The sequence below is a fragment of the Citrobacter sp. RHBSTW-00029 genome (genome assembly GCF_014104295.1).
Lineage (GTDB): Bacteria > Pseudomonadota > Gammaproteobacteria > Enterobacterales > Enterobacteriaceae > Citrobacter > Citrobacter youngae.
This window is the reverse complement of the sequence record NZ_JABXRT010000001.1, coordinates 2,937,195-2,963,747: the sequence shown is the minus strand read 5'-3', so window position 1 is coordinate 2,963,747 and position 26,553 is coordinate 2,937,195. Positions and strand designations below refer to the sequence as shown.

Below are 26,553 nucleotides of genomic sequence, written 5' to 3'. Positions count from 1 at the left end.
TAGCGCTATCCGGCAAATGCGGCAGATTAGTACAACAGCGCGTACAGCTGGCGGCGGTATTTTGAGGCCAGCGCATCGCCGGTTCCGAGTGCGGAAAGGATCTCCTGGAAGGTCTTACGTGCCTGACCGTCGGCAGCAGTGAGATCTTTCTTCAGGTGGCTGAACAGCAGTTCCAGTGATTCCTCGTTACGTCCGACCTGATGTAACTGGATGGCCAGTTGAGTTGCCAGCGCCGCATCCTGTGGATTGCTGGCGACCTGCTGCTGCAGCTGCTGGATTTCCGGCGTATCCGCCGCCTGCTTCAGCAGTTCTATCTGCGCCACCAGTCCCTGATAGCGGGTGTCCTGATCCTGCAACGGAATGGTTTTCAGCACCGCTTCGGCTTCGTCAGAACGATTGAGGGCGATTTGCGTTTCCGCCAGCAGCAGGCCAATTTCGCTGCTCTGGTTGGAGATCTGCCAGGCTTCTTTCAGCAGCGGCAGTGCATCCGCGTGATTACCGGCTTCGATGAATTCGATAGCCTGACGCGCTTTCAGCTCTTCTTCGCTCGGCAACACTTTTTCCAGCAGCGCGCGGATAACCTCTTCCGGCTGCGGGCCCTGGAATCCGTCTACTGGCTGACCGTTCTGGAACAGATAAACCGTAGGGATGGCGCGCAGGCCAAACTGAGAAGCGATCATCTGCTCGGCGTCGCAGTCGAGCTTGGCGAGAATAAACTGGCCGTTGTACTGGGCGGCAAGGCTCTCCAGTACCGGCGTCAATTGCAGGCAGTGCTGGCTGCGCTCAGACCAGAAATAGAACAGGACCGGCGTGGTCATCGACTGTTCAAGGGTCTGCTGCAGGTTAGATTCGTTAATGTTAACAATATTCTGTGTGGACATGGAGTTACTCTCTTTTGTCGATTTCTTGTTACATGGGGGCTGACGCGCGCGCTTCAACTCAACCCTGTAAAATTTTGTCCATTATGCGGCCTGGCAACAGGCGTTTAAGTAGCATCACTGCCCAGGTCACCAGCGTAACCGGATAACGCAATTTGGGTTTATCGCTCTCAAATGCATGACGTACTTTGGCGACAACGGCCTCCGGGCCCAATGTAAATCGAGCAGCAATGCCGGGGTTTTCCACGGGAGCATCGCTCTGGGTCTGGTTGACGTTTTCGGTAAAACGGGTGCGAATAGGGCCGGGTTCAATCAGGCTGACCTTAATGCCGCTGTGGCGCAGCTCCATACGCAGCGCGTCGGACCAGGCTTCCAGCGCATATTTGCTGGCGGCATAGGCGCCGCGTCCCGGCGTTGAGATCAATCCCATCACCGATGAAGTCATCACGATACGTCCTTCGCCGTGAGGGAGCATAGCGGGCAACAGGCGCATGGTAAGCTGATGTGCGCCAAAGAAGTTGGCGGAAAATTGCTGCTCCATTTGCTCGCGGCTAATGGTGGACAGCGGGCCATAGACGCCGTATCCGGCGTTGTTAAAGATCCCATACAAACGATTATCGGTCAGGGCGATCACCTCGTTGGCGGCGCGATCCACGCTTTCGGGTGAATCCAGATCCAGCAATACGCCAGTGAATCCCATACTGTTCATACGCGCGACATCGTCAGGTTTGCGACAGCCTGCCAGAATTTGAAAACCCTGGCGTTTAAGCTCAAGCGCACTTTCCAGACCGATTCCGCTGGAACATCCTGTTATTAAGACCGATTTTTGCATAACTTTACCTGTCAGGATCTCCGTTGAATTACGAGTCGTGATTTACTAAAGGGGTCAATTGTTTCGCCATCCAGTCGGCAATAAACGGCTGGGCGTCACGATTAGGATGGATACCATCATCCTGCATCCATTGGGGTTTCAGATAGACCTCTTCCATAAAAAAGGGCAGCAGAGGAATATCAAACTCTTTGGCGAGCTTTGGATAAATCGCGCTAAAGGTTTCATTATAACGGCGACCGTAGTTTGCCGGCAGACGAATTTGCATCAGCAGCGGTTCGGCATTTGCCGCTTTCACATCCTGCAGGATTGTGCGCAGGGTTTGTTCGGTTTGCGCAGGCGCAAACCCGCGCAGGCCATCGTTACCGCCAAGTTCGACCAGCACCCAGCGCGGCTGGTGCTGCTTGAGTAATGCAGGCAGACGGGCCAGACCCTGCTGAGAGGTATCACCGCTAATGCTGGCATTCACCACTGGCGTTTTGGTTTGCCATTTATCATTAAGTAGCGCAGGCCACGCGGCGCTGGCGGACATACGGTATCCGGCGCTCAGGCTGTCACCCAGAATTAATAACGTGTCCGCAGCGGCGGCGCGGAAAGTTAACAGGACCAGGAACAGGAAAGGCCAATGCCAGCGGAAAACATTGTTGAAGTTCATCATCTTAAGAAATCCGTCGGTCAGGGTGATCAAGAGCTATCCATCCTTACCGGAGTTGAACTGGTTGTCAAACGCGCCGAGACCATTGCGTTGATTGGCGAGTCGGGATCGGGGAAATCCACGCTGCTGGCGATCCTCGCCGGGCTGGACGATGGCTCCAGCGGTGAAGTCAGCCTGGTGGGGCAGGCGCTGCACACCATGGATGAAGAAGCCCGGGCGCAGCTGCGGGCGCGACACGTGGGCTTTGTCTTCCAGTCATTCATGTTAATTCCAACCCTCAACGCGCTGGAAAACGTCGAACTGCCCGCGCTGCTACGCGGCGAAAATAGCGGAAAAAGTCGTGACGGGGCAAAAACGCTGCTGGAGCAACTGGGGTTGGGAAAACGCCTTGATCATCTTCCGGCCCAGCTTTCCGGCGGGGAGCAGCAGCGCGTAGCGCTGGCGCGGGCGTTTAACGGACGCCCTGACGTGCTGTTTGCCGATGAACCAACGGGCAATCTGGACCGCCAGACCGGGGACAAAATCGCCGACCTGCTGTTTTCTCTGAACCGGGAACATGGCACCACCCTGATTCTGGTGACCCATGACCCGCAGCTGGCGGCGCGTTGCGATAGGCGTTTACGCCTGGTAAACGGACAGTTGCAGGAGGAGGCATGATTGCACGCTGGTTCTGGCGCGAATGGCGCTCGCCTTCATTACTGATTGTCTGGCTGGCGTTAAGCCTGGCGGTGGCCTGCGTACTGGCGCTGGGCAATATCAGCGATCGCATGGAAAAAGGACTTAGCCAGCAAAGTCGTGAGTTTATGGCGGGCGATCGGTCGCTGCAAAGTTCGCGCGCTGTGCCGAAAGCATGGATTGACGAGGCGCGACAGCGTGGTCTGAAGGTGGGTGAACAGCTCACCTTTGCCACCATGACCTTTGCCCGGGATACGCCGCAACTGGCGAACGTCAAAGCGGTGGATGATGTGTATCCGATGTACGGCACGTTGCAAACCAATCCGCCGGGGCTGAAACCGCAGCCGGGCTCAGTGCTGTTGGCCCCGCGTCTGATGGCGCTGCTCAACGTAAAAATCGGTGATTCCATCGACGTTGGCGATGCCACCCTGCGCATCGCCGGAGAAGTGGCGCAGGAACCGGATTCCGGTTTTAATCCCTTCCAGATAGCGCCGCGCCTGATGATGAACATGGCGGATGTCGAAAAAACGGCGGCGGTCCAGCCGGGAAGCCGGGTGACCTGGCGCTATAAATTTGGTGGTACGCCACAGCAACTGGAAGCCTATGAAAAATGGCTGCTGCCGCAGTTAAAGCCGGAACAGCGCTGGTATGGGCTGGAGCAGGATGAAGGGGCGTTGGGGAAATCTCTGCAGCGTTCGCAACAGTTCCTGCTGCTGTCGGCATTGTTAACGCTACTGCTGGCGGTTGCTGCCGTTGCCGTGGCGATGAATCATTACTGCCGTAGCCGTTACGATTTGGTGGCGATATTAAAAACGCTCGGTGCGGGCAGGGCGCAGTTGCGCAAGCTGATTATCGGCCAGTGGCTGATGGTGCTGGTGCTGTCTGGCGTGACCGGCGGGCTGTTCGGGCTGTTATTTGAGCGGGTGCTGGTGGTATTACTGAAGCCGGTTCTGCCCGGTGAGCTGCCGCCCGCCAGCCTGTGGCCGTGGCTGTGGGCACTCGGTACGATGACCGTCATTTCTCTGCTGGTGGGGCTACGCCCTTATCGCCTGCTGCTGGCGACGCAGCCGCTGCGGGTACTGCGTCGCGACGTGGTGGCAAACGTCTGGCCGCTCAAGGTCTATCTGCCCGTAGCAACGATAGTTGTGGTTGCGCTGCTGGCCGGACTGATGGGCGGAAGTATGCTGCTGTGGGCGGTACTGGCCGGGGCGGTGGTGCTGGCGCTGCTGTGCGGCGTGCTGGGTTGGATGCTGCTCAACGTACTGCGTGGCCTGACGTTAACGTCGCTACCGCTACGTTTAGCGGTCAGCCGGCTGTTGCGCCAGCCGTGGTCAACGCTGAGCCAACTGTCGGCATTTTCGCTGTCCTTTATGCTGCTGGCGCTGTTGCTGGTGCTGCGCGGCGATCTCCTCGACCGCTGGCAGCAGCAAATGCCGCCGGAAAGTCCAAACTATTTTCTGATCAACATTGCCACTGAGCAAGTGGCTCCGCTGAAGGCTTTCCTTGCTGAGCATCAGGTGATCCCTGAGTCGTTCTATCCCATCGTGCTGGCGCGTCTGACGGCAATCAATGACAAAGCGACCGAAGGTAATCAGGACGAGGCGCTTAATCGTGAATTGAATCTGACCTGGCAGGATACCCGGCCGGATCATAACCCGATTACCGCCGGAAGCTGGCCGCCAAAAGCGGGTGAAGTGTCGATGGAAGAGGGGCTGGCGAAGCGGTTAAACGTAAAGCCTGGCGATCGTGTGACCTTTATGGGCGATACCCAGGATTTCAGCGCCACAGTCAGCAGTCTGCGCAAAGTGGACTGGGAAAGCCTGCGACCGAATTTCTTCTTCATTTTCCCTTCCGGCGCGCTGGATGCTCAGCCACAAAGCTGGTTAACCAGTTTTCGCTGGGAGAACGGCAACGGCATGCTGACGCAGCTTAACCGTGAGTTTCCGACTATCAGCCTGCTGGATATTGGTGCGATCCTCAAACAGGTGAGTCAGGTGCTGGAGCAGGTGAGCCGAGCGCTGGAGGTGATGGTAGTGCTGGTCACCGCCTGCGGTATGTTGCTGCTATTGGCGCAGGTGCAGGTCGGGATGCGTCAGCGTCATCAGGAACTGGTGGTCTGGCGCACGCTGGGAGCGGGTAAGAAGCTGCTGCGTACCACGCTGTGGTGCGAGTTCGCCATGCTCGGGATGGTCGCCGGACTGGTGGCGGCCATCGGGGCGGAAACTGCGCTGGCGGTGCTGCAAACCCGCGTGTTTGATTTCCCCTGGGAGCCAGACTGGCGGCTGTGGGTTGTGTTGCCGCTTTGTGGGGCATTGCTGCTCTCTCTCTGCGGCGGATGGCTTGGTTCACGTCTTCTTAAAGGCAAAGCGCTGTTCCGTCAGTTCAGCAGTTAATTCATATTCGTGATGATTACGCACCGGTTTTTTTAAATCGGCGCGTTTTTTTATCTATGTAGCACAAATTGATAACTCCTTAATATTTAACAGCACAGAACAATAAAAACCCGACAACACGAGTGTATTAATAAACGTTAATATTTGTATGCTGAATAATTGGCAGGCTATCTATCAAAGTACAAATAATGACTATAAAAAAAACGGTGCTGGCGGTATCGATCGGCGCAGCAGTGGCATTAACGACTTTCGCCTCCCAGGCGGAAATCACGGTCCTGAAACAAGATCCGCAGGCGGGCAACCCGCTGAGCCGTCTTAACTTCACCGTCGGCGGGAGTATTCGTCCGCAGTTCCAGAATATGGCCGGTGACGATGGTAAGAATGGCTACAAACGTAATGGCTTCGACGGCGGGACGCGTTTCCGCTTTGCCGCTGACTACTATCTGTTTGATGATATCAGTTGGGTGAGCTACTACGAGCTGGGCGTTAACTTCCCGGCGATGTTCAACTGGGACAATCACTATGCTAACGGCGCCAACGATACCACGCGTCGTATGCTGTACACCGGTCTGAAGAGCGCGACCTGGGGTACGCTGACCTTCGGTCAACAGAACAGCATTTACTATGATGTGGTGGGTGCGAAAACGGATATCTGGGACTACGACATGATCGGCCAGGCGCCAGGTAACGGTATCAATGGCGACTACGACGGTTCCTATCGTACACGTAAGTCACTGAAGTATAAAAATACGGTAGGCGATGTTGATCTTTACGCGTCTTATCTGTTCAGTGATGACTACAACCCGAACAACGGTTTGCGCTACAAACGTAAAGGCGGCGGCTCGCTGGGTGTGGATTATCACATCACCGATGACCTGACCTGGGGTACAGCGTGGAACTACACTCGCGCGGAAATGCGTGGCAACACCAGCAAAACCTACGATCAAAACATCGTCGGTACTGCGCTGAGCTGGAAACCGGACAACTGGACCTTCTCAATGGGCGGCGGCTGGTATCAGAACTTCATGACCACCAAAAAAGTCTCGGTTAACGACTACTTTGCCGGTGATGCCTGGGGTCTGGAATACTTCGCGGGTTACACCTTCCCGGTTGGTCAGTATGCGCTGAAATCCGTTCAGCCATACTTTATGGGCGATCGTATTGAATACGTGAATGGTCGTAACTACCTGCGCACCGACAACGGTGTGGGTATCAGCTTCCAGCTGGATTACGGTTTCCGTGTGGATTACGAACACGTCTTTACCTCCAGCACCGACAATCTGGGTGATATGAACCTGGTTCGTCTGCGTTACGATTTCTAATCAAACGCCCGCCGCCCGATGCGCTTGCGCTTATCGGGCCTAAGAAAGCTGTTGTAGGCCGGATAAGGCACTTGTGCCGACATCCGGCTTTTTCATGCCATCTCACATTTAAAAACACATTCTGCAACATCATGAAATAATTTCAAGGACAGCAGGTTGTGATCTGTGTCATGTTAACAATCAGCCTGTTAAACAGGTTAACAACAACAACGCCGCAAGAACGGCGTGAGACATGACACCACAACGTTAAAATGGAGAGATTATGGGATTGCGTCAGAGTTTACGCGTCGCGACCGGGGCGCTGTTACTGGCCTGTGGATTACAATTTGCTCATGCGAACAGTGATCCGCACACTATCGTATTTGGCGTCGCGCCTGGGCCGTACGGCGATATGGTAAAACAAGCCATTGCCCCTACGCTGAAAGAGAAAGGCTATAAGGTCGTGGTGCGCGAATTCAGCGACTACGTGCAGCCGAACATGGCGCTCTCCAACGGCAGCATCGATGCCAACCTGTTCCAGCACTCGCTCTACTTTGACAAATTCACCGCCGATAAAGGCCTGAAGCTGAGCAAGCTGATTGTGGTCCCGACGGCCGGGATGGGTTTTTACTCACATAAAATCAAAAGCCTGGATGAGTTGAAAAAAGGGGATGTGATCACGCTTTCCAACGATCCCACCAACCTGGCTCGCGGTCTGCGTTTCCTGCAGTCAATTGGCCTTATTACCATCAAAGATAACATCGACCCGACTAAAGCCTCTGAGCGCGATATCGCCAGCAACCCGAAAGGGCTGGTGTTTAAACCGCTGGAAGCGGCACAGCTGCCGCGCACGCTGGACGGTGTGACCGGGGCATTGGTTAACGGTAACTTTGCCGTGGCGGCAAAACTGGATCTTGCCAGCGCCATCAAGCAAGAGCATCTGGATGAAAATCTTAAAAATATCATTGCGGTACGCAGTGACGATGCGGATAAACCGTTCGCCAAAGATATTGTTGAGGCGGTGAAATCTCCGGCATATCGTGCCGTGATTGACGACCCGAAAAATATCTACAGCGCCTTCCAGAAACCGGAATGGATGTCGGCAGCCCAATAATCGCTGCGCACAAGGGTTAACAGGGGCAGCGACGACTGCCCTTTTCGCATTTCTGAGGTGGCTATGATTGAGATAGAAAAGGTTTGCGTGGACTTCGCCGCAGGCCGTGGAGCATCAACCCGGGCGGTTGATGACGTTAGCTTGCGCATTGGCGCAGGTGAGATATTTGGCATTGTCGGGACCAGTGGCGCGGGGAAAAGTACGCTGCTGCGCACCCTGAACGCCTTAACGCGACCGAGCCAGGGAAGCGTAAAGGTGAACGGCGTAGAAATTTCTGCGCTGGAAGGCTCTCAGTTACGTAAAGCCCGTCAGCGTATTGGTATGATTTTTCAGCACTTTAATCTGATGCATACCCGCACTGTGGCGCAAAACGTTGCTTTCAGCCTGAAGGCTGCCGGATGGGAGCGCAGCAAAATCGCTCCACGCGTGGCGGAGATTCTGACGTTGGTCGGACTGGCGGATAAAGCAAACCGCTTTCCGGTTCAGCTCAGCGGTGGGCAAAAGCAGCGCGTGGGTATTGCCCGTGCGATTGCTAATCACCCGGATGTGTTGCTGTGTGATGAACCGACTTCCGCATTAGATCTGGAAACGTCAGCCACGATTCTGACGTTGCTCAGGCAGATCAACCAACAGTTGGGGATCACGATCGTGCTGATCACCCATGAGATGAACGTGATCAAATCCATTTGCGATCGCGTGGCGGTGATGTCCGGTGGCAAGGTAGTGGAGTCTGGTGAGGTGTTTGATGTTTTTGCTCACCCGCAGCACGCTTTCACTCAGCAACTGGTGTCGCATACTCTCAATCTGACGCTACCCGACCGTCTGCGCCAGCATCTGCCCGGTCAGTTGCTAAAAATTCTGTTCATCGGTGATTCGGCAGAACAGCCGGTGTTGTCAGAAGTGGCGGTTAAATTTGGCGTGGCGGTGAACATTCTGCACGGCAAAATTGAATATATCGGCGAACGTGCGCTGGGGATTCTGGTGGTGCAACTCACCGCGCCGCATAACCCTTCTGCGGTGGATATCGCCGTGGAACATATTCGTCAACGTACTGCACAGGTGGAGGTGATTCGTGGATGATTTATTGCCGGATTTGACGCTGGCGTTCAATGAAACCTTCCAGATGCTGAGCATCTCTACGCTGTTGGCGATTATTGGCGGTCTGCCGCTCGGTTTTCTTATTTTCGTTACCGATCGGCATTTATTCTGGCAAAACCGTTTTGTGTATCTGCTCAGCTCCGTGCTGGTGAATATTATCCGTTCGGTGCCGTTTGTGATCCTGCTGGTTCTGTTGTTGCCGCTCACCCAGTTTTTGCTCGGCAATACCATTGGACCCATCGCGGCGTCGGTCCCACTTTCGGTAGCAGCAATTGCTTTCTATGCCCGTCTGGTTGATAGCGCGCTACGTGAAGTCGATAAAGGCATTATCGAGGCGGCGGAAGCCTTTGGCGCCAGCCCGATGCGCATCATCTGCACCGTTCTGTTACCGGAGGCGAGCGCGGGTCTGCTGCGTGGGTTGACGATAACGCTGGTGAGTTTGATCGGTTACTCCGCAATGGCTGGGATCGTTGGCGGCGGCGGGGTAGGCGACCTGGCGATTCGCTTTGGTTATTACCGCTACGAAACCCAGGTCATGGTAGTCACCGTGGTGGCGTTGATTATTCTGGTGCAGGTCGTTCAGGTGCTGGGCGACTGGCTGGCGAAACGCGCAGACAAGCGCGACAGACATTGATTACTGCACGCTAAGCCAGTCAGCCACCTCCTGCCATGAGCCGCGAAAGACGATTTTCGCGGCTTTCTTTTCCAGCTGATAGCGATACATCGGGTCGTAATACTCGTTGAGCAACGGCACCAGCCAGCCCATATGAGCGTCGGTACTGCCCGTCGTCTGCTGTTCGCGCAGGGCCACGTCGAGCAGGGCGGTCAGCTCGGCAAAACGTTGTAAACCCAGACGACGGCGGATAGCAAACAGGCCATGGTGCAGATACTCGCTGTACTCCTGCCAGCCCTGGCTCTCGCCATAAGCGTGGGTAAAATCGTGGTGCATCTTCACGAAATACTCTTCGCGCAGTCGCTCCAGCCGTAACTCAAAGGGATCTTCCACCACCGCAATGTTTGCCTGAGTCATGCGATCACGCAAACATTCGGGCAGATGATTGGCACCAATCATGCGGCCTTCATCTTCCAGTACCCACAGACGTAAATCCTGGCGGCTGTCGGTTTTCAGCATTTCGACCGCCAGCAGGTTTTCGAAGCTCGCCTGGCTCAGTTGCGGTTCGACGGTGCGGCCAAAAGAGGAACCGCGATGATGTGCCAGACCTTCGAGATCCACGCCGTTTGGCTGCTGTTGTACCAACAGCGTTTTACCGCTGCCGGTACAGCCGCCAATCAGGACGATAGGTTTTTGCACCAGCGTTTCCGTCAGCTGTATCGTCGCCTGGCGCAGCGCCTTGTAACCGCCTTTTATCAGCGGATAGTTGATACCAGCCTCCTGCAACCAGTGCTGCACGATGTGCGAGCGCTGCCCGCCGCGGGCACAGCATAAGTATCCCTCTGGATGCTGGCGACAGGCGTCCAGCCAGGCGTTCATTCGCTGCTGGCGGGTTTCACCCGAGACCAGTTGGTGGCCCAATGCGAGCGCCGCCTCCGGTCCCTGACGTTTATAGCAGGTCCCGACCGCGGCGCGTTCGTCATCGTTCATTAGGGGGAGGTTGATCGCACCTGGCATCGCACCCTGTTGAAATTCGACGGGGGCGCGTACATCGATTAAAGGCGTACCGGCGAGCAGAATCGCGCGATAGTCCGTTCCATCGTTCATGTTCAGTCCTGAAAATACAAAACAGCAATGGAGGGGATTTTACGCGCCTGAAGAGGGGCCGGGGAAGGATAAAATCAACTCCCCGGCATTAATGGCTTATTTCAGCTGTGATTGCGCCCAGATAATTCCGCTGGCATATTCCGGCGGTAGTAGGGGAATTAACGCTTCCAGCGTGGCATTTAGACGTGCAGTATCGCTGTCGCTCAGGTTCAGGTGGCCGACTTTACGCCCTTCGCGCACTTCTTTGTCGTACCAGTGCAGATGGACCAGCGGCAGTTTCAGCCAGTCGTAGTTCAGGTCGCTACCAATCAGGTTTACCATCACCGAAGGATTGTTCACTACCGGCGTCGGTAACGGCAGGTTGGTAATAGCGCGCAGGTGCAACTCGAACTGGCTGATGCTGGCACCGTTTTGTGTCCAGTGCCCGCTGTTGTGCACGCGAGGCGCCAGTTCGTTAATCAGCAGACCTTCCGGGGTAATGAAACATTCCATCGCCATCACGCCGACATAACCCAGCGCCTGCATGATGGCGGAAAGCATCGCTTCGGCCTGTTCCTGCTGTCTGGCGTTAGCCTGCGGGAAGACCACGCTGGTACGCAGAATGCCGTCCTGATGCAGGTTGTGGGTTAGCGGATAGAAAACCGTGCTGCCGTCGTGTGCGCGAGCGCCTACCAGCGACACTTCGCCCGAGAAGTTAATGCCCCGCTCAACGATGCATTCGCCATAGCAATCATCCGGCAATTGTTCCGTTTCATTCGCGCGCAAACGCCACTGACCGCGACCGTCATAGCCGCCAACGCGACGCTTGACGATCGCCAGCTCACCCAGCTTGTCGAATACCGCAGGCCATTCGCTTTTCTCTGTCAGCAACTGCCACGGCGCGGTTGCGAGGCCGAGTTTGTCAAAAAGCTGCTTTTGCGTCAGGCGGTCGGCAATAATCGGGAAGACATCACGATTCACGAACGCCGGATGTCGCGCCAGCTCGCGGGTTAACGCGGTTTCCGGCCAGCGCTCGATCTCAGCAGTAATGACGCTTTGCTGAAAGGGAACGGCGGCGGGTTCGGCATCCAGCCCGACTGGCCAGACCGCAATGCCCAGCGGCTCGCCGGCCTGACGCAGCATGCGCCCTAACTGACCGTTACCGAGTACGCAGACCTGCTTCATGCCGCACCTCGCGGGTCCGGGTTCTCCAGTACCTCATCGGTTTGTGCTTTGCGCCAGTCGTTCAGACGCTGGTGTAATGCTTTGTCGTGTGTTGCCAGAATTTGTGCTGCCAGCAGGGCTGCATTGGCCGCACCCGCTTTGCCAATCGCCAGCGTACCCACAGGGATGCCGCGTGGCATCTGCACGATCGAATAGAGGCTATCTACACCGCTCAACGCTGCGCTTTGTACCGGAACGCCTAACACGGGGACCAGCGTTTTCGCTGCAATCATGCCCGGCAGATGCGCTGCACCGCCAGCACCCGCAATAATGACCTGATAACCGTTTTCTTCAGCACTTTCGGCGAAGCTGAACAGTTTGTCAGGGGTACGGTGGGCTGAGACGACTTCAACATGGTGTGGAACGTCCAGCATTTCGAAGATTTCGGCGGCGAACTGCATAGTAGCCCAGTCGCTTTTGGACCCCATCACGATGGCGACACGCGCCGGATTATTGCAGGAAGACATGCGTCTAAAAACTCCTGTGGTGCACTACACTCGACTTTTGAGGCCACAGAGAATAGCATAATTCACCGCCAAGGAAAACGATTGCGTAGCCTGTATAACAAGCATTTTGACAGGGAGTTAAAACGGAAATGCGATCAGTTCAACGTCGTCAGGTGTGACTTTAATCATCGAACCTTCGGTATGCCAGGCACCTAACACCACGCGGAAAGCGGGTTGCGCATTGGCCGTGACTTCGTGGACTGCCGGGCGATGGGTATGACCGTGAATTAACCACTGGACCTGATGTTTCTCCATTTCGGCAATGACGGCCTGTGGATTCACATCCATGATCTCCAGCGACTTGCTGCTATTGGCCGCTTTGCTGTTGGCGCGCATTTTCGCGGCAATACGTTGGCGAATGAATAACGGCAGGGAGAGAAACAGTTTTTGTAGCCAGGGCTGATGAACCTTCGCGCGAAACGCCTGATAGCCTGCGTCATCGGTACATAAGGTGTCACCATGCATGATCAGTACGTTGCGGCCATACAGGTTGAGCACTTTTTCCTGAGGTAACAGGGTCATGCCGCTCTCACGGGCAAAACGCTTGCCGATCAGAAAATCACGGTTGCCATGAATGAAAAAGCAGGGAACACCGGAATCCGTCAGCGTTTTTATCGCTGCGGCCATTTCACGATGTAGGGGATTGGGATCGTCATCGCCTATCCAGGCTTCAAACAGATCGCCAAGAATGTACAGCGCATCGGCCTTTCGTGCATCGCCGGCTAAAAAACGCAGAAAACCGGCGGTGATCGCCGGTTCTTCCGTGCAGAGATGAAGATCTGCAATAAACAGTGTTGTCACGATTACTCGCTGACGGTCACGTTTTCGATGATAACGTCTTCTTTTGGTACGTCCTGATGCATACCGCTGCGACCGGTGGAAACGCCTTTGATTTTATCAACGACATCCATACCTTCGACAACTTCAGCGAACACACAGTAACCCCAGCCCTGCATGCTTTCGCCGGAGAAGTTCAGGAAGTCGTTGTCGGCAACGTTGATGAAAAACTGAGCAGTCGCGGAGTGCGGAGCCTGAGTACGCGCCATTGCCAGCGTTCCACGGGTGTTTTTCAGACCGTTGTTGGCTTCGTTTTTGATAGCCTCTTTCGTGGCTTTTTGCTTCATGCCCGGCTCAAAACCGCCGCCCTGGATCATGAAACCGTTAATAACACGGTGGAAAATGGTGTTGTTGTAAAAACCTTCGCGGCAGTAGTCCAGGAAGTTTTTAACTGTTTCAGGCGCTTTATCATCAAACGTTTTGATTACGATATCGCCGTGATTAGTGTGGAAAGTAACCATTTTTGCATCCTGTTCCGATAGAGTGGTGCTTCGACCCTGGTCAGGGTCACATGATAGGGGCTTGTTATAGCATAACCGCAAGGTTCGATCACCTTGCAAAGTGTGCTGCTTCGGGGCCAATTTATAGGTATTATAGGGCTTTGTTATCCACACACGTCTACACGGAATCTTCGATGTTAAAAATCTTTAATACACTGACGCGCCAAAAAGAGGAATTCAAACCCATTCATGCCGGGGAAGTCGGCATGTACGTGTGTGGCATCACCGTTTACGATCTCTGTCATATTGGACACGGGCGTACCTTTGTTTCTTTCGACGTTGTTGCCCGTTATCTGCGCTTCCTCGGCTACAAGCTGAAGTATGTGCGCAACATTACCGATATCGACGACAAAATCATTAAGCGCGCTAATGAAAATGGCGAGAGCTTTGTGGCGCTGGTTGATCGCATGATTGCGGAAATGCATAACGATTTCGATGCGCTGAATATTCTGCGCCCGGATCTTGAACCGCGTGCTACGCATCATATCCCTGAGATTATTGAAATCACCGAACAGCTGATTGCCAAAGGCCACGCTTACGTTGCCGATAACGGCGATGTCATGTTCGACGTACCGACCGACCCGAATTACGGTCAGTTGTCACGTCAGGACCTGGATCAGCTGCAGGCGGGTGCGCGTGTTGATGTGGTTGATGTGAAGCGTAACCCGATGGACTTCGTGCTGTGGAAGATGTCTAAAGAGGGTGAGCCGAGCTGGCCATCCCCGTGGGGCGCAGGCCGTCCGGGCTGGCACATTGAATGTTCTGCGATGAACTGCAAACAACTGGGTAACCATTTCGATATTCATGGCGGCGGCTCTGACCTGATGTTCCCGCACCATGAAAACGAAATCGCGCAGTCTACCTGTGCGCATGACGGTGAATATGTAAATTACTGGATGCACTCCGGGATGGTGATGGTTGACCGTGAGAAAATGTCCAAATCACTGGGCAACTTCTTCACCGTTCGCGACGTGTTGAAATATTATGACGCCGAAACCATTCGCTACTTCCTGATGTCTGGCCATTATCGTAGCCAACTGAACTACAGCGAAGAGAACCTGAAGCAGGCTCGCTCAGCGCTGGAGCGCTTATATACCGCGCTGCGCGGCACTGACAAGTTCGTTGCCCCTGCGGGTGGCGAAGCCTTTGAAGCGCGTTTCATTGAAGCGATGAACGATGACTTTAATACGCCAGAAGCCTACTCCGTGCTGTTTGATATGGCGCGTGAGGTTAACCGTCTGAAGGGCGAAGATATGGCGGCAGCTAACGCTATGGCTGCGCATCTGCGTAAGCTGTCCGGCGTGCTGGGCCTGCTGGAACAGGAGCCAGAAGCCTTCCTGCAAAGCGGTGCGCAGGCGGATGATGGTGAAGTTGCTGAAATTGAAGCGTTAATCCAACAACGTCTGGATGCCCGTAAGGCGAAAGACTGGGCGGCAGCTGACGCCGCGCGCGATCGTCTCAACGAGATGGGCATCGTGCTGGAAGACGGTCCGCAGGGCACCACCTGGCGTCGTAAGTAAATCTCTATATTGCCGGATGGCGGCTAGTGCCTTATCCGGCCTACGATGGAATGATCGGTAGGCCTGATAAGCGTAGCGCCATCAGGCACTATTAATGACGTCTGTACCACCACAACACACCCATCATGACGGCTCCCGGCAGCCATACCCACATTAGCTCCGAAAGAATAACCTGATGCCCGTACGGCGTGGCGTAGCGTGATAGCGCAAACGGGGCGACCTTAATGACCTGCCACGGTGCGAAGAAGCGTTCATCTGACCACGGCCACAGCCAGCCGACGCCTTTTCCCCCGGTAGTGACAGAATCCAGCAGGCTGTGCGACAGCAGTGAAACCGTCAGGAATAACCAGCAGCGAATCAATCCCACCTTAAACCATCGTCGGCCAATCAAAACACAGAGTAGTGGCACGACAAAGGCGAACAGCAGCGAGTGGGTAAAACCACGGTGACCAAATACGTTGCCGTAGGCGATGCCAAGCTTAAACGACAGCACGTCGGCATCCGGCAACATAGCCAGAATGACGCCAGTAAACAGTAAGCGCGGGGGGATGACTTTAAGCCCGAGACCTAACCCTAAGCAGAGTGGCACGGCCGCGTGGGTAACAATTGTTGGCATGATGATCGCTTCGTGTGGAAAAACGACATGCTAACAATTCACTGTGAAGTGGTGATGAAGTGATTATCTGAAAATGAGAGAGGAAGTGGCCGGACAGGGGGTTAGCCTCATCCGGCACCGGGGATCACGCCACGACGGTAATACTTTGGCCTTCAAAGCTTACGGTCTGTCCGGCAACGATTTTGCAGCGCTTACGCGTTTCTACTACACCATCGACCTTCACCAACCCTTCGCCAATGGCGATTTTTGCCTGGGCGCCACTTTCGCTCCAGCCTTCCAGCTTCAGCAGATCGCAGAGTTCAACATGTGGGTGTTTACCCAGTGAAAATGTGGCCATCTTAAACGTCCTTTACATCATGATATTCAACACACGCCTGCAGCGTGTTTTCGATAAGCGTGGCGACGGTCATAGGGCCAACGCCGCCCGGCACTGGCGTGATATATGACGCGCGTGCGGCAGCATCTTCAAAGACCACATCGCCAACAACCTTACCATTCTCCAGACGGTTGATGCCGACATCAATCACAATCGCACCTTCTTTAATCCACTCACCGGGAATAAAGCCTGGTTTACCGACGGCGACGATCAGCAGGTCAGCATGCTCAACGTGGCGACGCAGATCTTTGGTGAACCGGTGGGTAACGGTGGTGGTGCAGCCAGCCAGCAGCAGTTCCATGCTCATCGGGCGACCAACAATATTGGAGGCGCCAATCACCACGGCGTTCAGGCCATACGTGTCGATGTTGTAGCGTTCAAGCAGGGTCACGATACCGCGTGGGGTACATGGACGCAGGCGCGGCGCGCGTTGGCACAGGCGACCGACGTTATACGGGTGGAAACCGTCAACGTCTTTATCCGGTGCAATACGCTCCAGCACTTTGACGTTGTCGATACCCGCCGGCAACGGCAGTTGTACCAGGATACCATCGATGGTGGCATCTGCATTGAGCGTATCGATCAGCTCAAGAAGTTCCGCCTCGCTGGTGGTTTCAGGCAGGTCCCAGGAGCGGGAGACAAAACCCACTTCGTCACAAGCTTTGCGTTTACTTGCCACGTAAATCTGCGAAGCCGGGTTGCTACCTACCAGCACAACAGCCAGTCCTGGGGCGCGTAATCCAGCCGCTAAACGCGCCTGAACTTTTTGAGCAACCTCAGAGCGCACCTGCTGCGCAATCGTTTTACCGTCAATAATCTTTGCTGCCATCAGAGAGAGGATTCCGTCTGTTACGTTAAGTCGAAGGGGATGTCACTATTTTGTCAGAAGCGGGGCGTGCTGTCAGTTTTCGTTTGCGTTTTTACGTGCGGTGGAGTGTTTCGCATAGCCCGTGAGCGCGGCAACAGGTGTTGGACGTTGGTACGTAATTCATAAGCATGCTAACGAAATTTAACCTAAATGAAACAACTCATCACCCTGCTATTTTCATGGGTAATATCTCAGAAACCAGACTGTTACGTCTTGTTATGGCCGTTTTTGCCTCATTTCCATCCGGAATTTTCTTAGAGTCCAATAAGAATAAGCCAGGGTCATTAAAAGGAATTGCAGGTATTTTTCATTAATTGAAATGTTTAATTTATCCCGGTGACGAATTGTCATATTCGTGAAGATTAATTAGTGAATCAAATACTCAGGAGAGTGGGAGTACACGTTTCGCTAATTCTCTCTCGATATATATCTTTACAGGATGCAGAGATAATTTGCCTGACATTTAATGTCGATAATGATTCAAACGGATCCCGCAGGACGCTGGAGCCGGATGTGTGTAATTCAAGGGAAATCCATGAAACGTAAATTAATGACCTCTTCTGTTTTTGCCAGCATGATGTTAATGGCGGGCGCAGCGGTGGCGGCAGATCCGGTAAGCGTGAGCGGCGGTACGGTTCACTTTGAAGGTGAACTGGTCAATGCAGCCTGTGCAGTGAGCACTCAGTCAGCCGACCAGGTTGTCACATTAGGCCAATATCGTACCGCCAGCTTCACCGCAGTCGGTGACACCACGGCGCAAATTCCGTTTTCCATAGTGCTGAACGACTGTGACCCGAAAGTTGCTGCGACTGCTGCTGTTGCTTTCTCGGGCCAGACGGACCTCACCAACAACAGCCTGTTGGCTCTCTCCTCTTCGGATAACAGCACCACAGCGGGCGGCGTAGGGATCGAAATCCTGGACAACACCTCTACCGCACTGAAGCCAGATGGCGCGACCTTCTCAACCGCTCAGGCGCTGGTGGAAGGCACCAACACCCTGCGTTTCTCCGCGCGTTATAAAGCCACAGCAACCAGCGCCACGCCGGGTCAGGCAAATGCGGATGCGACCTTCATCATGAAGTACGAATAAGCCGTTTGATTCTTGCAGGGAAGACTACCGCCTCATGGGATGAGGCACTATCCGGGGATGATGAAGGATGTGGCAGATGATAGGGAAAGGCGTAGCGCTGGCGGGAATGGTCTGCGTAATGCCGGCGTTTGCTCACACCGTGATACTGGAAAGTGGCCGTCTTCATTTACGTGGGCAACTGGTTAATGGTGCCTGTACGGTTGCCACAGACAGCCAGAGCTTACGGGTGCAGATGGGGCAGTACCGCACTAACGCGTTTTCCGGGACGGGAAGCTTTGCTTCTACCAGCGTACCGTTTTCGCTGCGACTAACGTCGTGCAGTGCTGATGTTTATGACCATGTGGGGATTGCCTTTGCGGGCGTTACGCCAGCCGAAGATCCACAGGTCTTTCTTGCCAGCGGCGATGCGTCTGCGGTTTCGGGTATTGGTCTGGCGTTGTTTGATGAGCGACAGCGACAAATAATTCCGAATGCGCTGCCGCTTCATTATGCCCCGATTTTAACGCAAGAGATGACGTTTCATTTCACTGCTCGCTATCGGGCTGTCTCGGAATATATAACGCCGGGAACGCTTCGTTCAGATGTGTGGTTTACGTTGGTGTATCCCTGATTTATTTCCTAACGATAATCACGCCAAAGGTATTTGTAGCTATGTTTAATTATCTAAAATCAGGCTTTATCATTTTACTGGCCTTATTTTCTGCCACCAGTGTGCAGGCATCTGGTGGAATTGCATTAGGTGCAACTCGCGTTATTTATCCTGCCGAGGCTAAACAAACGTCCCTCGCCATTAGTAATAGTGATACCAAAGAACGTTTCCTGATTAATTCATGGATAGAGAACAGCGCAGGCGTCAAAGATAAATCGTTTGTGGTCACACCGCCGCTGTTTGTCAGTGAACCTAAAAGCGAAAACACGCTGCGTATCATCTACGCGGGCGAGCCGCTGCCCAAAGACCGTGAATCGCTGTTCTGGATGAATGTGAAGGCTATTCCGTCGGTCAATAAAAATAGCCTTGAGGGGAAAAACGTTCTGCAACTGGCGATTTTGTCGCGCATCAAACTCTTTGTCCGCCCAAATAATCTGCCACAAATCGCGGAAGATGCGCCAGGCATGCTGCAGTTTTCCCGTACTGGCAACCACCTGAAAATCACCAACCCGTCAGCGTATTACGTCACGCTGGTCAATCTCAATGTCGGAAATACGAAGATTGATAACGTTATGGTTGCGCCAAAAAATGACACGCAGGTCCTGTTGCCGACTGGCGTTCAGGGAAACGTTACGTTCCAGACGGTGAACGATTATGGCGCAGTCACCACCGCTAAAACGGTTAGCGTGCGTTGAGAAAACGATGAATAAGACAACGTATTTTCCTGGCCTGTTACCGGGGGTTACGCCACCGCTGGCGGGGGTGGCGTTGTCCACGCTGGCCGCGCTCTTTCCCTCCTTCAGCCAGGGTGAAAGCTATTTCAATCCGGCGTTTTTATCTGCCGATACCGCTACTGTGGCGGATTTGTCTCGTTTCGAAAAAGGGAATCACCAGCCTGAAGGCGTTTATCGTGTGGATATTTGGCGCAATGATGAGTTTGTGGCTACCCAGGATATTCGTTTCGCCACCAGTGCGGGGAAAGCCGGAGAAAAATCCGGCGGGCTGATGCCGTGCTTTGATCTCGACTGGGTTAAACGCCTTGGCGTCAATATCACTGCGTTTCCGGCACTCAGTCAGGATGCGAACAATACCTGTATTAATTTGCCAGAGGCGATTCCTGGTAGCGAAATTGCCTTCGATTTTTCTACACTGCGTTTAAATGTCAGCCTGCCGCAAGCCTCAATGTTGAACAGTGCGCGTGGCTATATTCCGCCAGAGGAGTGGGATGAAGGTATTCCGGCGGCGCTGGTTAACTACAGCTTTACCGGCAGTCGCGGCAGCGATACCGACAGCTATTTCTTAAGCATGTTAAGCGGCCTGAACTATGGCCCATGGCGGCTGAGGAATAACGGTGCATGGAACTACTCGAAAGGTGACGGCTACCATTCGCAAAGCTGGAAAAATATTGGCACATGGCTTCAGCGCGCGATTATTCCGCTGAAGGGTGAGCTGGTTATGGGGGACAGCAACACCGGCAACGACGTTTTTGACAGTATCGGTTTTCGTGGTGCTCGTCTCTATTCGTCCGACAGCATGTATCCCGACAGCTTACAGGGCTATGCGCCAACCGTCCGTGGGATTGCGCGTACCGCAGCGAAACTGACTATTCGCCAGAATGGCTACGTGATTTATCAAAGCTATGTTTCGCCAGGCGCTTTTTCGATAACCGATCTTAACCCCACCTCGTCGAGTGGTGACCTGGACGTAACGGTTGATGAGAAGGACGGCAGTCAACAGCGCTATACGGTGCCGTATTCCACGGTACCTCTGCTCCAGCGTGAAGGACGTTTCAAATATGACGTTGTCGCCGGGGATTTTCGCAGCGGTAATAGCCAGCAGTCTTCGCCATTCTTTTTCCAGGGAACGTTAATTGCCGGGTTACCAGAAGGTTACACCGCGTATGGCGGCACGCAGTTAGCTTCACGCTACACCGCACTAGTGTTAGGTACTGGCCGCAACCTGGGAGACTGGGGAGCCGTCTCTGTCGATTTAACGCATGCCCGGAGCCAACTGGCGGATGACAGTACGCATCAGGGGCAATCGCTGCGTTTTCTGTATGCAAAATCACTGAACAACTTCGGTACCAACTTCCAGCTGTTGGGGTACCGCTATTCGACGCGCGGGTTTTATACCCTCGATGATGTGGCGTATCGCAGTATGGAAGGTTACGAGTACGAATATGACAGCGAAGGGAATCGCCACGATGTTCCACAGGTGAAGAGCTACCACAATCTGAGCTACAGCAAAAAGGGACGTTTTCAGATCAACATTTCGCAGAACCTTGGCGATTACGGATCACTCTATGTATCGGGTAGCCAGCAAACGTACTGGAACACCTCAGATACCAATACCTGGTACCAGCTGGGGTATGCCAGCGGTTGGCAGGGGATTAGCTATTCACTCTCCTGGTCATGGAATGAATCGGTCGGGATCTCTGATACCGACCGCATCCTGGCCTTCAATGTGTCTGTACCGTTCAGTCTGCTGACCGGGCGGCGCTACTCGCGTGATAACGCACTCGATCGCACCTACGCCACTTTCAATGCGAACCGTAACAGCAATGGACAAAACAGCTGGCAAAGCGGTATTGGCGGCACGCTGTTAGATGGACGCAATCTCAGCTACAGCGTTAATCAGGGACACAGCAGCTCCAACGGATACAGCGGGAGCGCTAACGCGAACTGGCAGGCGGCCTATGGCACGCTGGGCGTGGGTTACAACTATGACCGTGACCAGCATGACTATAACTGGCAACTCTCCGGTGGCGTCATCGGACATGCGGACGGCATTACGCTCAGCCAACCACTGGGCGATACCAACGTACTGATAAAAGCACCAGGGGCTCAGGGGGTGCGGATAGAAAACCAGACCGGCGTGCAGACCGACTGGCGTGGCTACGCGGTCATGCCGTATGCCACCGTTTATCGTTACAACCGCGTCGCGCTGGATACCAATTCAATGAATAACAACACCGATGTGGAAAATAACGTTAGCAGCGTCGTGCCCACGCAGGGAGCACTGGTACGTGCGGCGTTTGATACACGCATTGGCGTGCGGGCGCTTATCACGGTGAATCGGGATGGAAAACCGGTGCCATTTGGGTCGGTGGTTCGCGAAACCACGAGCGGCGTCACCAGCATGGTCGGTGAGGATGGACAAATTTATCTGAGTGGTCTGCCGCTCAAAGGCAACTTGTTGATCCAATGGGGTGAAGGCGCAAACGCACGCTGTGAAGCGCACTATACCTTGCCTGAAGAGAGCCTGAAACAGGCTGTAACGCTCACCAACGTGATGTGCCAACGACCGTCGGCACGACAGGGATAATATGATGAAACGACAAACCGGTTTGCTACTGGGAAGCGCTTTACTGCTTATAGCTAATACGTCATGGGCGACGGTCTGCCATAACTCGAACGGAACGCCAACGGACGTTTATTACGATCTGTCGAATGTGTTTAACAGCAGCAATAACCAACCGGGCCAGGTAGTGACATTGCCTGAAAAGTCAGGCTGGGTTGGGGTGAATGCAACCTGCCCGGCAGGGACGACGGTGAATTACACCTACCGAAGTTATGTGACAGAACTCCCCGTGCAAAGTACGGAAAATAACTTTCAGTATCTGAAACTCAATGATTACCTGTTGGGGGCCATGAGTATTACCGATAGCTACGCGGGGTTGTTTTATCCTCCACGTAATTATATCCGCATGGGGAATCACCCAAACGTTTCCAAACAGCAGCCTTTTGGCGTGATGGATTCGAAGCTGGTGTTTAAATTAAAAGTGATTCGTTCATTTATCAACATGGTGCCGATCCCGCGACAGACGATGTTCAGCGTCTATGTCACTACCAGCACGGGAGATGCGCTGAGTACGCCGGTTTACACCATAAGCTACAGCGGCAAGGTGGAAGTTCCACAAAACTGCGAGGTGAATGCCGGGCAAATCGTGGAGTTTGATTTTGGCGATATTGGTGCCTCGCTGTTCAGCAAGGCGGGAGCCGGTAACCGGCCCGAAGGTATCAATACGCAAACGAAAACGGTCGCCATAAAATGTACAAATGTTGCCGCGCAAGCTTATCTGACCATGCGGGTCGAGGCCGAAAAAGCGTCCGGGCAAATGATGATATCGGACAACCCGGATTTAGGTTTTATCGTGGCCGACAGCAGCGGTAAACCGCTGACACCCAACAATCTGTCCAGCACCATTCCCTTTCAGTTGGATGATAACGCTGCCGCGCGGGTTGGCATTAGAGCATGGCCAGTCAGCGTGACGGGCAATAAACCAGCGGAAGGGCCTTTCACCGCCCGTGGCTATCTGCGAGTTGATTATGAATAAGCAGAAAACAATGAGACGCCGTGCACTTTTCGTATTGATATCAGCAGTGTCAGCCAGTTCACTATGCCAGGCGGATACCTCGCTGGGTGAGATTAATATCGAACTACACGGTAATATTGTGGACTTTACCTGTGCGGTTATTGCCAGTGACAATAATAAGTTGGTTGAACTAGGCACCTGGCCAACAAAACAATTAAAGACCACCGGGGATACGACCCAACCGGTTCCCTTCACGTTGAAACTTGAAGGCTGCCCGCCGGGGTCGGCCTCGATAACCTTTTCCGGCACGCCGGCAGCGGGTACCACGTTGTTGGCGCTGGACGATGCCGTGATGGCACAAAAGGTCGCGATTGAATTGCACGATAGCGACCGTACGCGATTACCGCTTGAACAAGCCAGCCAGACAGTAAGCATTGATGAAAATGGCAACGCTATGCTGACTTTTTTTGCCAACTATATTGCGCTGGCAGATGGCGTTCAACCGGGGATCGCGAAAGCAGATGCTACGTTTATGATTAACTACAATTGACATCATGCGCTGATAACGCACTCCCGAACGACGCCTCGCCGGGAGTGCGATCACATTAATTCATGCATCTTTGCATAATCAATAAGCTCAACAATGGTATGTAGTCCGAGCTTGGAATAGATGTTAGCTTTGTGAGCGCTGATTGTTTTATTACTCAATAAAAGTTGCTCAGCAATTTCTTTATTAGATAACCCATTCGCCAGATAACGTAAAACCGTTACCTCGCGGTTCGATAACGGCATGTCATTCAGCACACCTTTACGTATATTAATATTATTAATAAAGTTAAGCGTGTCTGAAGGGAAAAATGAATATCCTGATAAAATCATTTTCACCGCGTTATAGATATCATTGAGATCCTTTCGTTTGCTGACGAAGCCATTGGCACCGGCACGGATCGCCCGTCCGGCATAAAATGATTCAGACTTTGAGGATAGAAACAGTACCCGAGTTTTTTCCTGCAGAGATTTTATTCTCTTGAGTAATGTAAACCCATCGGAGCCAGGTAGTTCAATATCCAGAATGACCAGATCGACTGGATAAGTCCGTAGATGATCTATTGCTGCGCGGCTGTCATCGGTTTCCAGAACAACCTGAATATTACTATTCTTTTCGAGCAGTACTTCTATCGACATTCTGACAATAGGGTGTTCGTCCATAATGATAACGGATGCTGGTTTCATTGTTGTATGCCTCAAACTGTTTGTGTATCTTGCGATTTTGATAAAACATCAGGCGTTATAATATTGTCAAATAGCCAAGGATTGCTCTGGAAGAAGAACCGAATAAATATTATGTCATCCTTGTTTATTCGGTTGTTCTACGTCAGAACAATGAGTTTGTGGAATATCCATTTCACACCAGGGAAAACTTACAATTAATCAGAAAACAGTGAGGATTATACCTGCTCTGCACTTTCGGAAAAGGCTTACAGCACGTAAGTTCATAATGTCTGTTAGGATATCCTGAAAGATCAGGGCATGGTAATGACTATTGATATTAATCTCCTGCTGTTTGAATTATGGCAGATTGAAAAAATTTTTTAAATAGTAAAAACGACACAATGGACTAATTGTTTAGGTTTTGTTAAGGCGGCAAGGCAATTCTTTTTTGTCGAAATGTACTGAATCTGTCAGCTAAAGCAGGATACCTGCGCGACATATAATACCAGGAATAGTTGTAAATATTAAATGTTTGTAAAAATCACATTCGTTTTCTCAGCTGAAAATAAGTAATTTCCTATAAATTCTTATATCACAGAGGGTTAGGGTGTTAAATTAAATGGGGATAGGTAACGCTGAGGCGATGTATCAGATGCAAAAAACGCTGACGATGTGGCAACCCCAGCAGCGTGATCAGCTGGTTCAGGCGATAGATAACGCGGTGATAGGGTTGAGCCTGCAGCAGAGCAATCTTCTTTAACGATTTACCTTGTGACAGTAATGAGATCATCTCCCAGTCGGCCTGATTTATGTGCCCGGAGTGAATATGGTCCGGCGGCATAGATAATAAAGCATGGCGCATCTCCGGGAGGCGCTGACGGCGCGACAGGATATAGAATGGCCCAGCCATCGCAATAAAGTGCCTGAGCGCTTCGTGGCGACTGGGAAGTAATATGAAAATTTGAATATTATCCTGTTCTTTAATGAGTCGGCGAAGATATTCCAGAACATCGAAATATGAGCTTGATGCACCATCCATATCAACCACTAACTGACTCGCTTCAGACTCTTTCAACAGTGGCAGGGCCGATTCAATCGTCTGGAAGATGGCCGTGTGCGTACCAGAAAATAAATAGCGATTTAACGTATAGCCGAGATAGTTGTCTGTTGTGATAATCGCTTGAGATATTGTGTCGCCCGGTAATGTGTAATCAAGTTTTTGAGCCAGATACTCAATTCTGTCAAATTCCTGCGGCGCACAGTGATCATATTGCCAGGTACAGTGGGCGTTTCGTAAACGGCGATGCCGTTCCCGGCGTTTTACACTGCGCATCCTTCCTTTTTCCCTGTCCGTATCTATTGCGCCTGCTCTGGATAAATGGCTGGCCACAAATATCCCTGACCCAAATTTGCGCCAGCGCGCAGGGCAATTTCCTGCTGTTTTTGCGTTTCAATTCCTTCAACTACCACCAGGCTGGCGATTGCGCGCCCCATCTGAATAACCTGGCGGAGTTTTTCCGGCACATGACTGAGTGTCCAGAACGTATTTTTATCTAACTTCACCCCTGACAAATGCCAGTTGGCTGCGGTGAATGTGCCAAGCAGTTCCTCATTGACGTCATCCAGCCATATTGGGATACCATGGTCTTCAAGATGTTGAATTACGCCGTAGACGATCGCCCGCTGGGGTGTACTTAAAGAATAAAATGTATTTGGATCTTGTATTTCGATAATCAAGCTGGACGGAGAGGGCGTAATCAGGGAATGGAATAGCGGCCAACTCAGAAAGGCTTGCATCGGTAAATTCAGTGAGTAGCGCAGTCCCTGTTGGTAGCACTTAATTTTGTCAATTTGCTGATAAAACAGATGCTGTTGATGCTGAACCGACAGTTGGTGAAAATATTTCTCACTGTTTATATTGGCGGGAAGATGTGTGAGGACCTCACAACCGTATCTCAACGCGGTAGACAAATCGACAATGGGCTCGAATTTAAGTGCGAATTGCAGGGGTTCTGCATCGCTGTTTTTGGCGGTAAAGACCGAGTACTCAGATTTATCATTCCATAATAGCAGGCTCGGTGCCACGATATCCCCCCTGGCGTCAGAGCAAATATTACCGAGTGTGTCTATTTGTTTCCCCGGAAATAATATACATAGGGTATTCTGGCAGCATGCGATTAGGTACAGTAGGTGCCGAT

General features: G+C 52.8%; 27 protein-coding genes. 13 read left to right on the top strand and 14 right to left on the bottom strand.

Annotation, left to right across the window (positions count from 1 at the left end):
- Positions 1-26: 26 nt before the first annotated feature.
- Genes HV041_RS14585 through tesA form a run of 3 tightly spaced genes read right to left on the bottom strand, consistent with a single transcriptional unit; the run spans position 27 to position 2,365 of the window.
- Complete coding sequence (locus HV041_RS14585) at positions 27-881, bottom strand: co-chaperone YbbN (RefSeq protein WP_121584324.1); 855 nt, start codon at positions 879-881, stop codon at positions 27-29.
- A 58-nt stretch (positions 882-939) separates the two neighbouring features.
- Positions 940-1,710 carry an SDR family oxidoreductase gene (locus HV041_RS14580; protein ID WP_061067454.1) on the bottom strand — a complete coding sequence of 257 codons (771 nt, stop codon included), beginning with the start codon at positions 1,708-1,710 and terminating at the stop codon, positions 940-942.
- A gap of 28 nt (positions 1,711-1,738) precedes the next feature.
- On the bottom strand, positions 1,739-2,365 hold the full coding sequence (gene tesA / locus HV041_RS14575) for a multifunctional acyl-CoA thioesterase I/protease I/lysophospholipase L1 (protein WP_121584325.1): 627 nt from the start codon (positions 2,363-2,365) through the stop codon (positions 1,739-1,741).
- Here tesA and ybbA point away from each other — a divergent pair.
- From ybbA to HV041_RS14545, 6 genes are all read left to right on the top strand, one after another.
- The gene (gene ybbA / locus HV041_RS14570; protein WP_003021853.1) at positions 2,333-3,019 is read left to right on the top strand and encodes a putative ABC transporter ATP-binding protein YbbA; all 687 of its coding nucleotides are present in this window, start codon (positions 2,333-2,335) and stop codon (positions 3,017-3,019) included. The genes tesA and ybbA overlap by 33 nt on opposite strands.
- Positions 3,016-5,430 (top strand): putative ABC transporter permease subunit YbbP, encoded by a 2,415-nt coding sequence (gene ybbP, locus HV041_RS14565; RefSeq protein WP_182294237.1) that lies wholly within the window; start codon positions 3,016-3,018, stop codon positions 5,428-5,430. Before ybbA ends, ybbP begins: the two co-directional genes overlap by 4 nt.
- A 188-nt stretch (positions 5,431-5,618) precedes the next feature.
- Positions 5,619-6,752: a porin gene (locus HV041_RS14560; RefSeq protein ID WP_121584327.1), complete on the top strand. Its 1,134-nt coding sequence runs from the start codon at positions 5,619-5,621 to the stop codon at positions 6,750-6,752.
- A gap of 262 nt (positions 6,753-7,014) precedes the next feature.
- Positions 7,015-7,845 carry a MetQ/NlpA family ABC transporter substrate-binding protein gene (locus HV041_RS14555; RefSeq protein ID WP_121584328.1) on the top strand — a complete coding sequence of 277 codons (831 nt, stop codon included), beginning with the start codon at positions 7,015-7,017 and terminating at the stop codon, positions 7,843-7,845.
- A 63-nt stretch (positions 7,846-7,908) separates the two neighbouring features.
- Positions 7,909-8,925: a virulence-associated ABC transporter ATP-binding protein SfbB gene (sfbB, locus tag HV041_RS14550; protein ID WP_121584329.1), complete on the top strand. Its 1,017-nt coding sequence runs from the start codon at positions 7,909-7,911 to the stop codon at positions 8,923-8,925.
- Positions 8,918-9,577 (top strand): methionine ABC transporter permease, encoded by a 660-nt coding sequence (locus HV041_RS14545; RefSeq protein WP_048212383.1) that lies wholly within the window; start codon positions 8,918-8,920, stop codon positions 9,575-9,577. Before sfbB ends, HV041_RS14545 begins: the two co-directional genes overlap by 8 nt.
- On the opposite strand, the gene mnmH is transcribed toward HV041_RS14545, so the two are convergent.
- The 5 genes from mnmH to ppiB form a co-directional block, all read right to left on the bottom strand.
- On the bottom strand, positions 9,578-10,663 hold the full coding sequence (gene mnmH / locus HV041_RS14540; protein ID WP_121584330.1) for a tRNA 2-selenouridine(34) synthase MnmH: 1,086 nt from the start codon (positions 10,661-10,663) through the stop codon (positions 9,578-9,580). It abuts the gene before it with no gap.
- 96 nt (positions 10,664-10,759) lie between these two features.
- Entirely contained in the window at positions 10,760-11,827 is a 1,068-nt protein-coding gene (gene purK, locus HV041_RS14535; RefSeq protein WP_121584331.1) for a 5-(carboxyamino)imidazole ribonucleotide synthase, read from the bottom strand.
- Positions 11,824-12,333 carry a 5-(carboxyamino)imidazole ribonucleotide mutase gene (gene purE / locus HV041_RS14530; RefSeq protein ID WP_121584332.1) on the bottom strand — a complete coding sequence of 170 codons (510 nt, stop codon included), beginning with the start codon at positions 12,331-12,333 and terminating at the stop codon, positions 11,824-11,826. Before purE ends, purK begins: the two co-directional genes overlap by 4 nt.
- A 117-nt stretch (positions 12,334-12,450) precedes the next feature.
- Positions 12,451-13,173 carry a UDP-2,3-diacylglucosamine diphosphatase gene (lpxH, locus tag HV041_RS14525; RefSeq protein ID WP_121584333.1) on the bottom strand — a complete coding sequence of 241 codons (723 nt, stop codon included), beginning with the start codon at positions 13,171-13,173 and terminating at the stop codon, positions 12,451-12,453.
- A gap of 2 nt (positions 13,174-13,175) precedes the next feature.
- On the bottom strand, positions 13,176-13,670 hold the full coding sequence (gene ppiB / locus HV041_RS14520) for a peptidylprolyl isomerase B (protein ID WP_003021875.1): 495 nt from the start codon (positions 13,668-13,670) through the stop codon (positions 13,176-13,178).
- Positions 13,671-13,843: 173 nt separating this feature from the next.
- Here ppiB and cysS point away from each other — a divergent pair, with 173 nt between their 5' ends.
- The gene (gene cysS, locus HV041_RS14515) at positions 13,844-15,229 is read left to right on the top strand and encodes a cysteine--tRNA ligase (RefSeq protein WP_121584334.1); all 1,386 of its coding nucleotides are present in this window, start codon (positions 13,844-13,846) and stop codon (positions 15,227-15,229) included.
- 91 nt (positions 15,230-15,320) lie between these two features.
- Here cysS and HV041_RS14510 read toward each other — a convergent pair whose 3' ends face one another.
- The 3 genes from HV041_RS14510 to folD form a co-directional block, all read right to left on the bottom strand.
- The gene (locus HV041_RS14510; protein ID WP_048212378.1) at positions 15,321-15,845 is read right to left on the bottom strand and encodes a metal-dependent hydrolase; all 525 of its coding nucleotides are present in this window, start codon (positions 15,843-15,845) and stop codon (positions 15,321-15,323) included.
- A gap of 124 nt (positions 15,846-15,969) precedes the next feature.
- Entirely contained in the window at positions 15,970-16,182 is a 213-nt protein-coding gene (gene ybcJ / locus HV041_RS14505; RefSeq protein WP_048212377.1) for a ribosome-associated protein YbcJ, read from the bottom strand.
- A 1-nt stretch (position 16,183) separates the two neighbouring features.
- On the bottom strand, positions 16,184-17,050 hold the full coding sequence (gene folD / locus HV041_RS14500; RefSeq protein ID WP_005122057.1) for a bifunctional methylenetetrahydrofolate dehydrogenase/methenyltetrahydrofolate cyclohydrolase FolD: 867 nt from the start codon (positions 17,048-17,050) through the stop codon (positions 16,184-16,186).
- A 574-nt stretch (positions 17,051-17,624) separates the two neighbouring features.
- Here folD and fimA point away from each other — a divergent pair.
- From fimA to sfmF, 6 genes are all read left to right on the top strand, one after another.
- Positions 17,625-18,179 (top strand): type 1 fimbrial major subunit FimA, encoded by a 555-nt coding sequence (gene fimA, locus HV041_RS14495; RefSeq protein WP_005122056.1) that lies wholly within the window; start codon positions 17,625-17,627, stop codon positions 18,177-18,179.
- Between the two features lie 76 nt (positions 18,180-18,255).
- Entirely contained in the window at positions 18,256-18,789 is a 534-nt protein-coding gene (gene fimI / locus HV041_RS14490; RefSeq protein ID WP_048212376.1) for a type 1 fimbrial protein subunit FimI, read from the top strand.
- Between the two features lie 41 nt (positions 18,790-18,830).
- Positions 18,831-19,523, top strand: a complete 693-nt coding sequence (gene fimC, locus HV041_RS14485; protein WP_005122054.1) for a type 1 fimbria chaperone FimC — start codon at positions 18,831-18,833, stop codon at positions 19,521-19,523.
- Positions 19,524-19,530: 7 nt separating this feature from the next.
- Positions 19,531-22,152, top strand: coding sequence for a fimbrial biogenesis usher protein (locus HV041_RS14480; RefSeq protein ID WP_061067462.1), 2,622 nt, complete (start codon positions 19,531-19,533; stop codon positions 22,150-22,152).
- A 4-nt stretch (positions 22,153-22,156) separates the two neighbouring features.
- Entirely contained in the window at positions 22,157-23,164 is a 1,008-nt protein-coding gene (gene fimH, locus HV041_RS14475) for a type 1 fimbria D-mannose specific adhesin FimH (RefSeq protein ID WP_005122052.1), read from the top strand.
- 10 nt (positions 23,165-23,174) lie between these two features.
- On the top strand, positions 23,175-23,693 hold the full coding sequence (gene sfmF, locus HV041_RS14470; protein WP_048212618.1) for a fimbria assembly protein: 519 nt from the start codon (positions 23,175-23,177) through the stop codon (positions 23,691-23,693).
- Between the two features lie 50 nt (positions 23,694-23,743).
- Here the strand turns inward: sfmF and fimZ are convergent, their stop codons facing one another.
- The 3 genes from fimZ to HV041_RS14455 form a co-directional block, all read right to left on the bottom strand.
- The gene (gene fimZ, locus HV041_RS14465) at positions 23,744-24,376 is read right to left on the bottom strand and encodes a fimbria biosynthesis transcriptional regulator FimZ (protein WP_005122050.1); all 633 of its coding nucleotides are present in this window, start codon (positions 24,374-24,376) and stop codon (positions 23,744-23,746) included.
- Positions 24,377-24,965: 589 nt separating this feature from the next.
- The gene (locus tag HV041_RS14460; RefSeq protein WP_115600804.1) at positions 24,966-25,688 is read right to left on the bottom strand and encodes a fimbriae Y protein; all 723 of its coding nucleotides are present in this window, start codon (positions 25,686-25,688) and stop codon (positions 24,966-24,968) included.
- Positions 25,689-25,711: 23 nt separating this feature from the next.
- Positions 25,712-26,440, bottom strand: coding sequence for an EAL domain-containing protein (locus tag HV041_RS14455; RefSeq protein WP_121584335.1), 729 nt, complete (start codon positions 26,438-26,440; stop codon positions 25,712-25,714).
- Between the last annotated feature and the right edge of the window lie 113 nt (positions 26,441-26,553).

Coding starts and splice junctions, on each gene's coding strand:
- cysS (WP_121584334.1), top strand. CDS start 13,844: ATGTTAAAAATCTTTAATACACTGACGCGCCAAAAAGAGGAATTCAAA.
- fimA (WP_005122056.1), top strand. CDS start 17,625: ATGAAACGTAAATTAATGACCTCTTCTGTTTTTGCCAGCATGATGTTA.
- fimI (WP_048212376.1), top strand. CDS start 18,256: ATGATAGGGAAAGGCGTAGCGCTGGCGGGAATGGTCTGCGTAATGCCG.
- tesA (WP_121584325.1), bottom strand. CDS start 2,365: ATGATGAACTTCAACAATGTTTTCCGCTGGCATTGGCCTTTCCTGTTC.
- HV041_RS14480 (WP_061067462.1), top strand. CDS start 19,531: ATGAATAAGACAACGTATTTTCCTGGCCTGTTACCGGGGGTTACGCCA.
- ybbA (WP_003021853.1), top strand. CDS start 2,333: ATGCCAGCGGAAAACATTGTTGAAGTTCATCATCTTAAGAAATCCGTC.
- HV041_RS14580 (WP_061067454.1), bottom strand. CDS start 1,710: ATGCAAAAATCGGTCTTAATAACAGGATGTTCCAGCGGAATCGGTCTG.
- sfbB (WP_121584329.1), top strand. CDS start 7,909: ATGATTGAGATAGAAAAGGTTTGCGTGGACTTCGCCGCAGGCCGTGGA.
- ppiB (WP_003021875.1), bottom strand. CDS start 13,670: ATGGTTACTTTCCACACTAATCACGGCGATATCGTAATCAAAACGTTT.
- purE (WP_121584332.1), bottom strand. CDS start 12,333: ATGTCTTCCTGCAATAATCCGGCGCGTGTCGCCATCGTGATGGGGTCC.
- HV041_RS14510 (WP_048212378.1), bottom strand. CDS start 15,845: ATGCCAACAATTGTTACCCACGCGGCCGTGCCACTCTGCTTAGGGTTA.
- fimZ (WP_005122050.1), bottom strand. CDS start 24,376: ATGAAACCAGCATCCGTTATCATTATGGACGAACACCCTATTGTCAGA.
- HV041_RS14555 (WP_121584328.1), top strand. CDS start 7,015: ATGGGATTGCGTCAGAGTTTACGCGTCGCGACCGGGGCGCTGTTACTG.
- fimC (WP_005122054.1), top strand. CDS start 18,831: ATGTTTAATTATCTAAAATCAGGCTTTATCATTTTACTGGCCTTATTT.
- mnmH (WP_121584330.1), bottom strand. CDS start 10,663: ATGAACGATGGAACGGACTATCGCGCGATTCTGCTCGCCGGTACGCCT.
- sfmF (WP_048212618.1), top strand. CDS start 23,175: ATGAGACGCCGTGCACTTTTCGTATTGATATCAGCAGTGTCAGCCAGT.
- purK (WP_121584331.1), bottom strand. CDS start 11,827: ATGAAGCAGGTCTGCGTACTCGGTAACGGTCAGTTAGGGCGCATGCTG.
- ybcJ (WP_048212377.1), bottom strand. CDS start 16,182: ATGGCCACATTTTCACTGGGTAAACACCCACATGTTGAACTCTGCGAT.
- HV041_RS14460 (WP_115600804.1), bottom strand. CDS start 25,688: ATGCGCAGTGTAAAACGCCGGGAACGGCATCGCCGTTTACGAAACGCC.
- ybbP (WP_182294237.1), top strand. CDS start 3,016: ATGATTGCACGCTGGTTCTGGCGCGAATGGCGCTCGCCTTCATTACTG.
- HV041_RS14560 (WP_121584327.1), top strand. CDS start 5,619: ATGACTATAAAAAAAACGGTGCTGGCGGTATCGATCGGCGCAGCAGTG.
- fimH (WP_005122052.1), top strand. CDS start 22,157: ATGAAACGACAAACCGGTTTGCTACTGGGAAGCGCTTTACTGCTTATA.
- HV041_RS14585 (WP_121584324.1), bottom strand. CDS start 881: ATGTCCACACAGAATATTGTTAACATTAACGAATCTAACCTGCAGCAG.
- folD (WP_005122057.1), bottom strand. CDS start 17,050: ATGGCAGCAAAGATTATTGACGGTAAAACGATTGCGCAGCAGGTGCGC.